Below are 13179 nucleotides of genomic sequence, written 5' to 3' on the forward strand. Positions count from 1 at the left end.
CAGAAGCCGGACAGGACTGCTCGTGGCTGTGCGGCAAGGCCCGCGCTTAGTGACGTGTCTCCCGACGAACAGGAGACATGACCATGAACGCCGCCGCCAAGCTTCTCGCCGCTTCCGCCCTCGCCACCGTGGCGCTGACCGTGGCGGCGTCCGGACCGCTGCTCGCGCAGGACGCCGTGGAGGAGGCCGACGACGGCCCCGGCGCGGGCATGGTGCTGCTGCGCGGGAAGGACGGGTCGAGCACGCCCGCGATCCAGCTCGGCACCGACATGCAGGTCGCGGTCAGCGGGACGATCGCGAGGGTCAAGGTGACGCAGGCCTTCCGCAACACCTCCGACCGGTGGGTCGAGGCGAGCTACCTCTACCCGCTGCCCGAGAATGGGGCGGTCGACAGCCTGCGGATGGTCGTCGGCAAGCGCGTCATCATCGGCAAGATCAAGACCCGCGAGGATGCGAGCGCGACCTACGACAAGGCCAAGGAAGAAGGCCGCGCGGCGAGCCTCGTCGAGCAGCAGCGACCGAACCTCTTCACCAACAAGGTGGCGAATGTCGGGCCCGGCCAGACGATCGTGGTCGAGATCGAGTATCAGGCGCCCGTCCGGCAGGTCGGCGGGACCTATTCGCTGCGGCTGCCCTTGGTGGCGGGGCCGCGCTACGTGCCGCCGCACACGCTGACCTCGGCCAAGGCGGTGGACGATGCGGTGGCGGTGACGTCCGCGCCGATCGCCCGCCGGGAAGCGGGCAAGATGCTCAATCCGGTGTCGATCGGAGTGAGCCTCGCGCCGGGGTTCACGCCCACCTGGGTGACGAGCCCCTATCACAAGATCTCGGTCGCCGGGGACGGGGCGGTGCGGCGCGTGTCGCTCGCCACCGGGCCGGTCGCGGCGGACCGCGACTTCGAATTGAGCTGGAAGGCGGCGGCGAGCGAGCCGAGCGTCGGCACCTTCACGCAGGACCTCGGCGGCGAGAAATATCTGATGGCGACGATCGTCCCGCCGGTGACGCAGGCGCTCTCGGTGCGGCCGCGCGAGATGGTGTTCGTGATCGACAATTCGGGCTCGATGGGCGGCTCGTCGATGGACGAGGCCAAGGCCAGCCTCGAGCATGCGCTGAAGACGCTTCGGCCGCAGGACCATTTCAACGTCATCCGCTTCGACGACACGATGACCAAGCTGTTCGATTCGAGCGTCAAGGCGACCCCCGACCAGGTCGCGACGGCGATCCGCTTCGCCCGCGGGCTCGAGGCGGAGGGGGGGACCGAGATGCTGCCCGCGCTCCAGGCGGCGCTGGCCGACGCGGCGGCGGTGGGGGATGCGTCGACCGTCCGGCAGATCATCTTTCTCACCGACGGCGACATTTCGAACGAGGCCGAGATGGCCAAAGCGATCGCCGCGGACGGGGGGCGGAGCCACGTCTTCCCGGTCGGGATCGGCTCGGCGCCCAACTCCTACCTGATGGCGCGGATGGCGGGGATGGGGCGCGGCACCTACACCAACATCGGCAATGCGGCCGAGGTCACGCCCAAGATGTCGGCGCTGCTCGACAGCTTGCGCTATCCGGCGGTGGCCGATCTCAAGGTCCGGACCGAGGGCGGCGCGATGGCGCTCACGCCGGCGATGCTGCCCGACCTCTACGCCGGCCAGTCGCTGGTGCTGCTCGGCAAGGGAAAGGCGATGCCGGGCAAGCTGGTGGTGACCGGACGGATCGGCGACCGGCCGTGGTCCTCGACGGTCGACCTGTCGGCGGCAGTGCCGAGCCAGGCGGTGGCGAAGCTCTGGGCACGGCAGAAGATCGACGATGTCGAGACCGCGCGGACGCTGGGCGACCTCGATGACGAGAAGGCCGACGCCCAGATCGAGGCGCTGGGGCTGGCGCATTCGATCGTCACCGCGCGCACCAGCCTCGTCGCCGAGGAGGAGAAAAGGAGCCGTCCCGACGACCAGCCGCTGACCCGTGAGGAATTGCCGATCAACCTGCCCGCGGGCTGGGATTGGGACGAACTGTTCGGCGGAGAGGCGGCCAAGGCGGCGCTGGCGAGCCCGGCGGGCGCGGCCGCGGTGGGCGAGGCCGGCGCGGCGGTCGAGCTGCCGCAGACCGCGGCCAACTGGTGGGCGCCGATGCGGGGCGGGCTGGGCATCGCGCTGCTGGGCCTAATCGGGCTGGTCGTCAGCCGCCGCCGCAAGGTCGCCCGGTGATGCGCCCCGCGACCATCGCGCTGGCCGGGCTCACCGCGCTCGGCCTCTTCCAGGCGGGGCAGGCGGCGGTGATCCCGGTCAAGGCGGTGGTCGCGGAAGTGCTTCTCGAGCGGGCATTCGAGCGGAGCCTCGCCGGGCACCGGCCGGTCAAGCCGTGGGGCTGGGCGGACATGGCGCCGGTTGCTCGCCTCACCATCCCGCGGCTGGGGTTCCGAACCATCATCCTCGACAAGGGATCGGGCCAGGCGATGGCTTTCGGGCCGACGGTGGTGGCGGGGACGGCGGTGCCGGGGACCAGGGGGACCTCGGTCGTCGCCGCCCACCGCGACACCCACTTCCGGGCGCTCAGGGGCATTCGGGTCGGGGATTTGGTCGGGGTCGAGGATGTGGCCGGACGGACCAGCCACTTCCGGGTGACCGCGACCGGGGTGGTGCGCTGGGACCGGTTCGCGGTCTCGCCCCAGCGCGCGCGCCCGATGCTGGTGCTGGTGACCTGCTTCCCGTTCGACAGCGAGGTGCGCGGGCCCGACCGCTTCATCGTCACCGCCGAGCCCGTGACCTGACCTTTGGGCCGGGGCTGCATCCGATTGCATCCCCCGTCCGTAACTCCTCCCGCAGCCGAACAGGTTGTTCGAGACAAGGGAGTTAATCCATGAAATTCATCCGACTGAGCGCCGCGATCCTCGTTGCCGCCGCCGTTCCCGCCGTCGCCACCGCCAAGACCCCGACCGTCGGCGGCGCGCCCATGTATCCCAACAAGACGATCGTCCAGAACGCCGCGACCGCGCCGAACCTGACGACACTCGTCGCTGCGGTGAAGGCCGCCGACCTCGTCGACACGCTGAGCGGCACCGGTCCGTTCACGGTCTTCGCGCCGACCAACGACGCCTTCGCCAAGCTTCCGGCCGGCACGGTCGACACGCTCCTGAAGCCCGAGAACAAGGCGCAGCTCCAAGGCGTGCTGACCTATCACGTCGTGCCCGGCCGGGTCACCGCCGCGCAGCTGATGGCCAAGATCAAGGCGGGCGGCGGCAAGGCCACGCTCAAGACCGTCGCCGGCGGCACGCTGACCGCCCGGATGATGGGCAGCCGTATCATGCTGACCGACGCCAAGGGCGGCATGAGCCACGTCACGACCGCCAACGTCTATCAGAAGAACGGCGTCGTCCATGTCATCGACAGCGTCCTGCTGCCGTAAGCCTTGAACCGAATGGCGCGCGGGGGCTTCCCCCTGTAACCCCGCGCGCCGCCCGGCGGAGTTTGAACGCAGATGACCAGCCCGTGCGTCGTCAGCCCGAGCCCCGCCGGGCTCCCCTTTTCAGCCGCCCCGGCTTGGGCCATGACGGGCGGGATGGATCGTCCCGCGTCAACGTCGAGCCTTGCAAGGGCCGAGCTGGTCCGGCTGCTCGCCCGGGTGGGCGCCGGCGAACGGACTGCGCTCAAGGCGGTCTATGAGCGTACCAGCGCCAAATTATACGGCATCTGCCTGCGCGTGCTCGGCAGCGAGGCGGAGGCGCAGGATGCGCTCCAGGACACGTTCGTGACCGTCTGGCGCCGTGCCGCGACCTTCGAGGCGGGCCGGGCGAGCCCGATCACCTGGCTCGCGCTCATCGCGCACAGCCGGGCGATCGACCTCAAGCGGCGGCGCGGGGCTTCCGCCGAACCGATCGAGCAGGCCGCCGACATCGCCGACGAGCGCGAGGGCGCCGAGGCGCTGGCGGTGCGCGCCGACGAACAGGGGCGGCTTCACGGCTGCCTCGAGACGCTCGACGACCGGGCCCGCGGCGCGATCCGCTCGGCCTTTCTCGACGGGTTGAGCTATCCCGAATTGGCGGCGCGCGAAGGCGTGCCGCTGGGCACGATGAAGAGCTGGGTCCGGCGCGGCCTGATCCGCCTCAAGGGGTGCATGGAGCAATGACCGGCGAGGAACACATCGATCGCGACGCGCTGGCCGCCGAGCTGGCGATGGGTCTGCTCGTCGGCGACGAGCGGCGCGAGGCCGAACGGCTGCTGCGCACCGATCCCGCCTTCGCCGCCGAGGTGCGCGGGTGGGGAGAACGCCTGGCGCCGCTGCTCGACGAGGTCGAGGAGGTGCCGGCGCCCGCCGGGCTGATCGACACTATCGGGCTCGAAGGCCGCGCGGCGAACGACAATGCGGGCGGCGGACGGCTGCGCTTCTGGCAGGGCTGGTCGGCGGCCTCGACCGCAGTCGCGGCAGCGCTGGCCCTGTTCATCGCGGTGCGGCCGACCGAGCAGGTCATCGTGCAGCCCCCGGTGGTGGCCGCGGCGGCGCCGATGGTCGCGGCGATGAGCGCCGACGGAAGCCCGCTCCGGCTGGTCGCGACCTGGGACCCGGCACACCGCAGCTTGGTCGTCGCAGCGGCGACCGCGGTCGGCGATCCCGGCCCGCACAGCCACGAACTGTGGGTCATTCCGGCCGACGGCAAGCCCCGTTCACTCGGAGTCATGCCGGGGACGGGCAAGATGCATGGCGAGCTGACGCCCGAGCAGGCGCGGTTGCTCGAGGAGGGCGCGAGCCTCGCGCTGTCGGTCGAACCGCTCGGCGGCTCGACCACGGGCCTTCCGACGGGGCCGGTGGTGGCAGCGGGCAAGCTCGAGACGACCTGAGTGCATCCGCGGGCGCGCTTCGTGCGTAGCTGGTGAGACAAGGAGTTTGCGGCAATGACGATCGATCGGCGAACGGTACTGGCAGGTGCGGGCCTCGGCGCGGTGGGCGTGGCGTTCCTCGCGGGCGGCCTCGGCGGAACCGCGACGGCGGCCTTTCCCGTCCAGAAGACCCCGGCGCAGTGGAAGGCCCAGCTCGGGCCCCAGCGTTATGCGATCCTGCGCGAGGCCTCGACCGAACGGCCTTATTCGAGCGCGCTCAACAAGGAGCACCGCAAGGGCGTGTTCGCCTGCGCGGGCTGCGCGCTGCCGCTCTATTCCTCGACCACCAAGTTCGACAGCGGCACCGGCTGGCCGAGCTTCTATCGGGCGCTTCCCAATGCAATCGTGACCAAGTCCGATTTCACGCTGGGGATGAAGCGCACCGAAGTGCTGTGCAAGCGCTGCGGCGGGCACCTCGGCCACGTGTTCGACGACGGACCGCCGCCGACGGGCCTGCGCTATTGCATGAACGGGCTGGCGATGACCTTCAAGCCGGGAGCCGCGTGATGAAGAAGCTTGCGATATTCGCCGCGGCGCTGGTCGCGACGGCCTCCCCCGCCGCGGCCCGCGAGGAAACCGCGGTGCTCGCCGGGGGCTGCTTCTGGGGCCTTGAGGGCGTGTTCGAGCATGTGAAGGGCGTGACCGACGTCACCAGCGGCTATGCCGGCGGCTCGGCGGCGGACGCGACCTATGCCAAGGTCAGCACCGAGCGGACCGGGCATGCCGAGGCGGTCAAGATCCGCTTCGATCCCGACAAGGTCAGCTACGGTCAGCTGCTGCAGGTCTATTTCACCGTCGCGCACGATCCGACCGAACTGAACCGGCAGGGGCCCGACGAGGGGCCCAGCTATCGTTCGGCAATCTTCCCGCAGACGCCGCAGCAACTGGCGCAGGCGCGGGCGTTCATGGCCTCGCTGTCCAAGTCGGGCGCCTATCGTCGGCCGATCGTGACCAAGCTCGAGCGCGGCGGCTTCTATCCGGCCGAAGCCTATCATCAGGACTTCATGCGCAAGAACCCGACCTATCCCTACATCGTCGTCAACGACGCGCCCAAGGTGGCGGCGCTCAAGCGGCGCTATCCGGCGCTCTACAAGAGCTGAGGCGGCTCAGGACGGCCGAACATGAAAAGGCCCGCCGGTTCGTCGCCGGCGGGCCTTTTCGTGTTCGTGTCGAAGCGAAGGCTTACTTGACCAGCTCGACCTGCTCGAACTCGAGCTCGACCGGGGTCGCACGACCGAAGATCGAGACGCCGACCTTGACCCGGCCACGGTCGAAATCGAGTTCCTCGACCACACCGTTGAAGCTCGCAAACGGGCCGTCGAGGACCTTGACGCTGTCGCCGATCTCATAGTCGACGCTGATCTTGGCCTTGGGCGCGGCGGCGGCGGCTTCTTCCTTGGTGTTCAGGATGCGCGCGGCCTCGGCCTCGCTGATCGCCTGCGGCTTGCCGTTGGGCCCAAGGAAGCCGGTGACCTTGGGCGTGTTCTTGACGAGGTGGTAGACGTCGTCGTTCATGCCGAGCTTGGCGAGCACGTAGCCCGGGAAGAACTTGCGGTCGCTCGTGACCTTCTTGCCGCGGCGAATCTCGGTGACCTTTTCGGTCGGCACTTCGACCGACTCGACGAGCTGTTCGAGGCCGAGACGCTTGGCCTCGCTCACGATCGACTCGCGAACCTTGTTCTCGAAGCCCGAATAGGCGTGGATGATGTACCAGCGGGACATTGGAGGTCTCTTTACTTCAGGAGGCCGAGAAGGAACTGGACGATGGCCGCGAAGGCGCTGTCGACCGCGAAGAAGAAGATCGCGAGGATCGACGTCAGGATGAACACCATGACGGCGGTGACCCAGGTTTCCTTGCCGGTCGGCCAGACGACCTTGCCGGCCTCCACGCGGACCTGGCGGATGAATTCGCCGGGAGAAGTCTTGGCCACGTTCACGCCTCTTCAAGCAGATAGAAAAACGAGGTCCGCGGATGGCTCCGCCGGACCTCGGTTGATGCCGCATGTAGCGTGGTACAGCGCTTCCTTCAAGCGGGCCGTCACCCAAGTGACGTCGATCCGCCTATCCGAAAGCGCAAGCGGCTATTGCGCGCTTCGCGCCGCGCCGCGCGGCGGCCTGGCAGGGGCAGAGGGACTCGAACCCACGACCCTCGGTTTTGGAGACCGATGCTCTACCAACTGAGCTATACCCCTAGGCCGGCGGCGCGGGTACCCCGCTTGGGGGCGGGGCGCAAGGGGCGCTAGGCTTTCTCGCCGACCAGATGTCGCAATCCCGGCGGGATCTCGGCCACGCCGTTGGCGTCACACACCTGGCGGACGAGGTCGGCATCGGGGACGAATTTCCGCAGCCGCGAACCGGTCCACTTCTTGCGCACAGGGGGAAAGATCACCATTGGAGGATCGTCCCATGCGCGCTGCGTAGGGACAACCCGATTAATATAACCGATTTGAAATTTAACAGCCCCGTCAAGGATTTGACGGGAGCGATCCATATGTCTCTGTAGTTCATGCGAAACGATAACCATCGGGGAAGGATGGGAATTGTGTCGGGTAAACGACGAGGAAGATGGGGCGAATCGCACGCACCTTTAGTGGGACTGTCATGCATCCGGTGATCAAGGAAAACGGGCTGTTCGCGCGGGCGACGGCCGCCGAAAGCGTCACCCTCTCCGCCGAGGAAGCGGCGCTGGCGCACGAGTTACTGGCCAAGCTGCTCGGCGCGGCCGAACCGGCGACGCTGGGGGATATGGCGGCGACTACGGCGGCACCGGCGACGGTCACTCAGACCGAGGAACAGCAGGCGATCGCGCTGGCGCGCTCGGTCTATCAGAGCCGGCGGCGACGCGCCGAGCATTTCGGGCCCGCGCTGTTCAGCGAGCCGGCCTGGGACATGCTGCTGGTGCTGTTCATCTATGGCGGGCGCGGCGACCGCACCTCGGTGAGCAAGCTTGCCGAATTCAGCCAGTCGCCGCTGACGACCGCGATCCGGTGGCTCGATTATCTCGAAAGCCAGCGGATGATCGTCCGCACCCAGTGCGAGCACGACCGGCGCAAGTTCTTCGTCAGCCTCAGCGACAAGGGCTCGCGGATGATGACCGACTATTTCGTCGGGCTGATCAAGACCGGGATGGCCAGCTAAGTCGAGCGAAAGGGCGGCGCCACCCCGAGCGGGAGCGCCGCCGGCTCTCGTGTCAGGCGGCGATGTCGAGCGGGACGATCTCGCCCGAAAGGTAGAGGTTGCGCGCCTTGGTGCGGCTGAGCTTGCCCGAGCTGGTGCGCGGGAGGCTGCGCGGGGGGATCAGCTCGACCACCGGGCTCATGCCGATGATCGCGCGGACGCGCTCCTTGATGTCGTCCTTGAGGCGGCTGCGCTCCTGGAGGTCGGACACGCGGCAGTGGACGAGCACGGCCGGCTGCTCCTCGCCACTGGGACCGGTGATCGCGAAGGCGGCGATGTCGCCCGACTTGAAGCCGGGGAGCTGTTCGACCGCCCACTCGATGTCCTGCGGCCAGTGGTTGCGGCCGTTGATGATGATCATGTCCTTGGCGCGGCCGACGATGAAGATGTAGCCGCCCGAGAGATAGCCCATGTCGCCGGTGTCGAGCCAGCCGCCGACCATGCAGGCGTCGGTCGATTCAGGATCGCGGTAATAGCCGACCATGACGCTCTGGCCGCGGGTCCAGACCTTGCCGATCTCGCGGTCGGGCAGGATGTTGCCCGCGCCGTCGCGGACCTCGATTTCCATGCCTTCGAGCGGGCGACCGCAATTGACGATCGCGCGGTAGCGCTTGGGCCGGTCCTCGCCATCCTCGGCGGCGGCGCCGGAGAGCTGGCTTTCCTCGACGAGCTCAAGGCGGATGCCCTCGCCCGGCGGCATCAGGCTGACCGCGAGGGTCGCTTCGGCAAGGCCGTAGGAAGGGCAGAAGGCGTTGGCCTTGAAGCCGGCGTCGCTGAACGAGTCCACGAAAGCCTGCATGACGTCGGGACGGATCATGTCCGCGCCATTGCCAGCGATCCGCCAGCGCGACAGGTCGAACCGCTCGCCGGTCCTGGTCTGCGACGAGATGCGGCGCGCGCAGATGTCGTAGCCGAAGGTCGGCGAGTAGCTGATCGAGTTGCCGGGGTTGCGCGACACGAGGTCGAGCCAGGCGAGCGGACGCCGGGCGAAGTCCTCGGTCTTCATGTAGTCGGCGCTGATCTGGTTCGCGACCGGCGACAAGAGGCAGCCGACGAGGCCCATGTCATGGTACCAGGGAAGCCAGCTGATGACGCGGTCCTTCGGCTCCATCTGGAGGCCGAGCGCGTGCCCGCGAAGATTGTGGAGGAGCGAGCGGTGGGTCACCGCGACGCCGTGGGGGAAACGGGTCGAGCCGCTCGAATATTGGAGGTAGCCGATATCGTCGGGGCTGGCCTCGGGCAGCACGGCGGCGGAGTCGAAGGGAAGGGCGGCGAAGCTCTCCCAGCTCATCGACTCGATCGAGCGGCGCTTGCCGGCCTCGCCGCAGAAGTCGGCGAGTTCGGCAGGATAGAGGAAGAGCTGCGGGTCCGAGCTCGTCAGCATGACGGTCAGCTGCTCGATATAGGCCTCGCGCCCGCCGAAGCTGGTCGGGAGCGGAAGCGGGACCGGCCACAGCGCGGCATAGACCGCGCCGAAGAAGGCGGCGGCGAATTCGGCGCCGGTCTCGGCGACGATCGCGACGCGATCACCCTTGACGAGGCCCATGGCGACATAGCGACGGGCGTGGGCGAGCGCGTCCTCGCGCAGCTCCGAATAAGGATAGGCGCGGGTCAGCGTGCCGCGCGGATCGTGGAAGTTGAGCCCGCGAACGCCCTCGGCGGCATAGTCGAGCGCTTCGCCGAGCGTGCCGAAATCGGCGGTTCGGCGGGGCTGGTCGTCCAGCGTCGGGGTGGCGCCCGGGGGGCTGAGCGTGTTGATCTTCTCGCTGACGTCGATCACGCGGATCATGTCCTGTCTTGTTTCATCGGGGCGTGACGCACTCCTTGCGCCACCTTTTCTTAACCGTGGTTGTTCGCGGGGGAGTGTGGCACAATCAAGGCGTGGGGGGCCTTGATCAGGAGCGAAACGGGGGACGCGAGCGGCGCAAGCGCGTGCCGAGGCCGCTCGATGCGGCGTCGCTGCAGGAGCTGGCGCTGGCCTATGTGGCGCGCTTCGCGACCAGCCGGGCCAAGCTCGTCACCTATTGTCGGCGCAAGCTGCGCGAGCGCGGCTGGGCGGGCGAGGGCGAGCCCGACATCGAGGCGCTGGCCGACAAGATTGCGGGCCTCGGGTTCCTCGACGACAGGGCCTATGCGGGAATGAAGGCGGCAAGCCTGCTCCGCCGCGGCTACGGCAAGGGCCGGGTGCGCACCGCGCTCGCCGCGAGCGGGATCGGGGAAGAGGATGGCGCCGAGGCGCTGGAGAGCGCGGACAGCGGCGGGGTCGCGGCGGCGCTGCGTTTTGCCGAGCGGAAGCGGATCGGTCCCTACGCGGTCAAGGAGCAGGATCCGGCCGCCCGCGAGAAGGCGATCGCGGCCATGATCCGAGCGGGGCATTCCTTCACGCTGGCCCGTCGGATCGTGTCCGCCAGCCCCGACGACCTCGAGGATCTGGTCACAAAACTTGATGAATGTCATTAAGCCGACGTAACTTTCTCGATGAACAATGCTGTGTTATGCGTGGCACTGTGAAACGGGAGTATGCGTCCAGCTCGGCGGTCGACGACCAGACGGGCCCCACGCCGGCAGCGGCGGACGGCGGGCCCGACTCGGGTGTGCGCGTCGAAGGCCGGGTAAAGTGGTTCGACGCCACCCGCGGCTTCGGTTTCCTCGTCAGCGACCAGATCGACGGCGACATCCTGATCCATTTTTCCCTCCTTCGCGAGCATGGCCGGCGGTCATTGCCCGAAGGAGCGGTTGTGACTTGCGACGCAGTGCGGCAGGATCGGGGCATGCAGGCGGCCCGGGTGCTGTCGATCGATCTCAGCGAGGCAGCGGTCGCAAGGGCGCCCGCCACCAGCGCCGAGGACCGGTCGGACCGCTCCGAGCTGCTGGACGGCGCTGGGCCGTTCGAGCCGGTGGAGGTCAAGTGGTTCAATCGCGTCAAAGGCTATGGCTTCGTCAATCGCGTCGAGGCGCCGGATCAGGACATCTTCCTGCACATGGAGACGGTGCGCCGGGCGGGGCTCGGGGATTTGCAGCCGGGGGACCGGATGCAGGCCCGGATCGCGCAAGGTCGCAAGGGGCTCACCGCGGTCGATCTGCAGGACGACTGAGCCGGATCGCGCTGCTGGCGGTGCTTCCGCTGGCGCTGACCGCCGCGGCCTGCCAGCCGAGCAACGATGGAAGTCCAACGCTGGAGCGTTCGGCCGCGGGCCTGCAGCAGGTGCCGCTCACCATCCGCACGGCGGCCGGCAAGGAGCACAAGTTCACCGTCGAGGTGGCCAAGAGCCCGGCCGAGCAGGAGATGGGCTTGATGAACCGCCAGACGCTGGCGCCCGACCATGGCATGATCTTCCCGCACGATCCGCCGCGGCCGGCGAGCTTCTGGATGAAGAACACGCTGATCCCGCTCGACATGATCTTCGTCCGTCCCGACGGGACGATCAGCAGCATCGCCGAAAATACGGTGCCGCTGAGCCTCGAGCCGGTCACCAGCCTCGAGACGGTGGGGGCGGTGCTCGAAATTCCGGGCGGGCGCAGCAGCGAGCTCGGGATCAAGGCCGGCGACAAGGTCGAGTGGGTCCACTGACGCGCCGGGCGCGGGGCGTGCCGAAACGCTTGCCCCGCCCCGCGCTCTCCCGCTAGGGCGCTCGGCCATGGGATTGCTGGCGAACATCTTCACCTGGTGGAACGGCGCAGGGTTCACGACCCGGCGCTTTACCAAGCGGCACGGCCGCGAGGTCGGGCGCGACGCGGCCGGCAACCTTTATTATCAGCACAAGGACGATCCGAAGCGTCGCTGGGTGATCTACAACGGCGCCAACGACGCGAGCCGGGCGCCGCCGCAGTGGCAGAGCTGGCTGCGCGGGCAGATCGACGACGTGCCGGACAAGGCGATGCCGCCGGCGCGCGCGTTCGAGAAGCCGGGCCTTCCCAACCTCTCGGGCACGGGCGAGACCTATCGTCCGGCGGGTTCGCTCGCGCGCGGCGGCAAGCGTGCCGCGGCGACCGGCGATTATCAGGCCTGGACCCCGGACTGAGGTGAAGCGGCGCGCGCTCGCCCTGGTGCCGCTCGGCCTACTCATGGCCGGCTGCGACCGGCTGCCCGGCGCCAAGCAGCAGGAGCCGGCGGCGGCAGCGAATGATGCGGGCGCCGACAAGCCGATCCCGCAGGCGCCCGGCACCACGCCGATGAACGAGCGGGTGGCGACGCTCGGAATCCTCAACAAGCGCAACGGCATCTCGCGCGACTTCAAGCTTCGCCCGGGGCAGGCGATCCGCTTCAAGGACGTGATCGTCCGGCTGCGGGCGTGCGAAAAGACCCCGCCGTGGGAGTTCGACCAGCTGACCGGCGCGTTCGTGCAGGTCGACGTCCAGCAGACCGACGGGAGCTTCGACCGGGTCTTCTCGGGCTGGCTCTACAAGGAAAGCCCGTCACTCAACGTGGTCGAGCACCGGGTCTATGACGTCTGGCCCAAGGCCTGTGAGATGAACTTCCCTGCGGCGGCTGAATCGGCCGGCGCGGTGAGCGACGACAATGCGTCGTCGAGCGCGCCCCAGTCGGGCCGCGGCGGCGCGGCGGACGAGCGGAGCGCTTCGCCCAGCAACCCGACGTAGCGGATCCGCGGGATCTCGACCGCGCCGAGCGAGGCCAAGTGGTCGGTCATGAACTGGCAGTCGAGCAAGGCGAAGTGGCCGAGCCGCAGCCGCGCGACGAGCGCGGCGAGGGCGACCTTGGAGGCATCGCGGCGGCGGCTGAACATGCTTTCGCCGAAGAAGGCGCGGCCGAGCGCGACGCCGTAGACGCCGCCGACCAGCGCTTCGCCTTCCCAAACTTCGACCGAATGGGCCGTGCCGCGCTCATGGAGCGCGATCATGGCCTCTTCGATCGGGCGGTTGATCCAGGTCTCGGGCCGGTCAGCGCAGCCCAGCAGGACGCCGCGGAAGTCGCGGTCGGCGGTGATGGCGTAGCGGCCCGAGCGGAGCCGCCTGGCGAGGCTTCGCGAGAGGTGGAAGCCGTCGAGTGGGATGATCGCGCGGTGGCGGGGCTCGACCCAGAAGAGCTCGTCGCAATCGCGGCTGTCAGCCATCGGAAAGACGCCGCTCGCATAGCCGCGAAGGAGAAGGTCGAGGTCGAGCAACGCGCTCATGCGCCGTG

17 protein-coding genes, 1 tRNA gene and 1 pseudogene are annotated in these 13179 nt (G+C 68.7%); 13 read left to right on the forward strand and 6 right to left on the reverse strand.

Annotated features, from left to right (window positions below):
• The first annotated feature begins 77 nt into the window (after window positions 1-77).
• The 7 genes from ABD693_RS07360 (at window position 78) to msrA (ending at window position 5962) form a co-directional block, all read left to right on the forward strand.
• Window positions 78-2195, forward strand: coding sequence for a marine proteobacterial sortase target protein (locus ABD693_RS07360; RefSeq protein ID WP_344696374.1), 2118 nt, complete (start codon window positions 78-80; stop codon window positions 2193-2195).
• Entirely contained in the window at window positions 2195-2758 is a 564-nt protein-coding gene (locus tag ABD693_RS07365) for a class GN sortase (RefSeq protein WP_344696375.1), read from the forward strand. Before ABD693_RS07360 ends, ABD693_RS07365 begins: the two co-directional genes overlap by 1 nt.
• 89 nt (window positions 2759-2847) lie before the next feature.
• Entirely contained in the window at window positions 2848-3393 is a 546-nt protein-coding gene (locus ABD693_RS07370; RefSeq protein WP_344696377.1) for a fasciclin domain-containing protein, read from the forward strand.
• A gap of 153 nt (window positions 3394-3546) precedes the next feature.
• Complete coding sequence (locus ABD693_RS07375; RefSeq protein ID WP_344696379.1) at window positions 3547-4113, forward strand: sigma-70 family RNA polymerase sigma factor; 567 nt, start codon at window positions 3547-3549, stop codon at window positions 4111-4113.
• A complete protein-coding gene (locus tag ABD693_RS07380; RefSeq protein ID WP_344696381.1) occupies window positions 4110-4823 on the forward strand; it encodes an anti-sigma factor in 714 nt (237 codons plus the stop codon). Before ABD693_RS07375 ends, ABD693_RS07380 begins: the two co-directional genes overlap by 4 nt.
• Window positions 4824-4877: 54 nt before the next feature.
• Window positions 4878-5369, forward strand: a complete 492-nt coding sequence (gene msrB / locus ABD693_RS07385) for a peptide-methionine (R)-S-oxide reductase MsrB (RefSeq protein WP_344696382.1) — start codon at window positions 4878-4880, stop codon at window positions 5367-5369.
• Window positions 5369-5962, forward strand: a complete 594-nt coding sequence (msrA, locus tag ABD693_RS07390; protein ID WP_344696383.1) for a peptide-methionine (S)-S-oxide reductase MsrA — start codon at window positions 5369-5371, stop codon at window positions 5960-5962. Before msrB ends, msrA begins: the two co-directional genes overlap by 1 nt.
• Window positions 5963-6044: 82 nt before the next feature.
• Here the strand turns inward: msrA and nusG are convergent, their stop codons facing one another.
• The 4 genes from nusG to ABD693_RS07410 form a co-directional block, all read right to left on the reverse strand.
• Window positions 6045-6584 (reverse strand): transcription termination/antitermination protein NusG, encoded by a 540-nt coding sequence (gene nusG / locus ABD693_RS07395; RefSeq protein WP_344696384.1) that lies wholly within the window; start codon window positions 6582-6584, stop codon window positions 6045-6047.
• Window positions 6585-6595: 11 nt separating this feature from the next.
• Window positions 6596-6793: a preprotein translocase subunit SecE gene (gene secE / locus ABD693_RS07400; protein WP_344696385.1), complete on the reverse strand. Its 198-nt coding sequence runs from the start codon at window positions 6791-6793 to the stop codon at window positions 6596-6598.
• A 185-nt stretch (window positions 6794-6978) separates the two neighbouring features.
• Window positions 6979-7054 (reverse strand) — tRNA-Trp (locus tag ABD693_RS07405).
• Between the two features lie 47 nt (window positions 7055-7101).
• A complete protein-coding gene (locus ABD693_RS07410) occupies window positions 7102-7251 on the reverse strand; it encodes a hypothetical protein (protein WP_344696386.1) in 150 nt (49 codons plus the stop codon).
• A 221-nt stretch (window positions 7252-7472) separates the two neighbouring features.
• On the opposite strand from ABD693_RS07410, the gene ABD693_RS07415 reads away from it, so the two are divergent.
• Window positions 7473-8000: a hypothetical protein gene (locus ABD693_RS07415; protein ID WP_344696387.1), complete on the forward strand. Its 528-nt coding sequence runs from the start codon at window positions 7473-7475 to the stop codon at window positions 7998-8000.
• Between the two features lie 52 nt (window positions 8001-8052).
• Here the strand turns inward: ABD693_RS07415 and ABD693_RS07420 are convergent, their stop codons facing one another.
• The gene (locus ABD693_RS07420; protein ID WP_344696388.1) at window positions 8053-9828 is read right to left on the reverse strand and encodes a fatty acyl-AMP ligase; all 1776 of its coding nucleotides are present in this window, start codon (window positions 9826-9828) and stop codon (window positions 8053-8055) included.
• A 143-nt stretch (window positions 9829-9971) separates the two neighbouring features.
• On the opposite strand from ABD693_RS07420, the gene ABD693_RS07425 reads away from it, so the two are divergent.
• The 5 genes and pseudogenes from ABD693_RS07425 to ABD693_RS07445 form a co-directional block, all read left to right on the forward strand.
• On the forward strand, window positions 9972-10499 hold the full coding sequence (locus tag ABD693_RS07425) for a regulatory protein RecX (protein ID WP_344696389.1): 528 nt from the start codon (window positions 9972-9974) through the stop codon (window positions 10497-10499).
• 35 nt (window positions 10500-10534) lie between these two features.
• Window positions 10535-11134: a cold-shock protein gene (locus tag ABD693_RS07430; protein WP_344696390.1), complete on the forward strand. Its 600-nt coding sequence runs from the start codon at window positions 10535-10537 to the stop codon at window positions 11132-11134.
• A gap of 20 nt (window positions 11135-11154) precedes the next feature.
• Complete coding sequence (locus ABD693_RS07435; RefSeq protein ID WP_344696391.1) at window positions 11155-11610, forward strand: DUF192 domain-containing protein; 456 nt, start codon at window positions 11155-11157, stop codon at window positions 11608-11610.
• A gap of 67 nt (window positions 11611-11677) precedes the next feature.
• A complete protein-coding gene (locus ABD693_RS07440; protein ID WP_344696393.1) occupies window positions 11678-12061 on the forward strand; it encodes an NADH:ubiquinone oxidoreductase subunit NDUFA12 in 384 nt (127 codons plus the stop codon).
• Between the two features lie 151 nt (window positions 12062-12212).
• Window positions 12213-12446, forward strand: a pseudogene (locus ABD693_RS07445) (DUF2155 domain-containing protein); the annotation flags it as partial.
• Between the two features lie 35 nt (window positions 12447-12481).
• Here the strand turns inward: ABD693_RS07445 and aat are convergent.
• Window positions 12482-13171 carry a leucyl/phenylalanyl-tRNA--protein transferase gene (gene aat, locus ABD693_RS07450; protein WP_344696395.1) on the reverse strand — a complete coding sequence of 230 codons (690 nt, stop codon included), beginning with the start codon at window positions 13169-13171 and terminating at the stop codon, window positions 12482-12484.
• Window positions 13172-13179: the final 8 nt, after the last annotated feature.

The sequence above is a fragment of the Sphingomonas rosea genome, assembly GCF_039538065.1.
Lineage (GTDB): Bacteria > Pseudomonadota > Alphaproteobacteria > Sphingomonadales > Sphingomonadaceae > Sphingomicrobium > Sphingomicrobium rosea.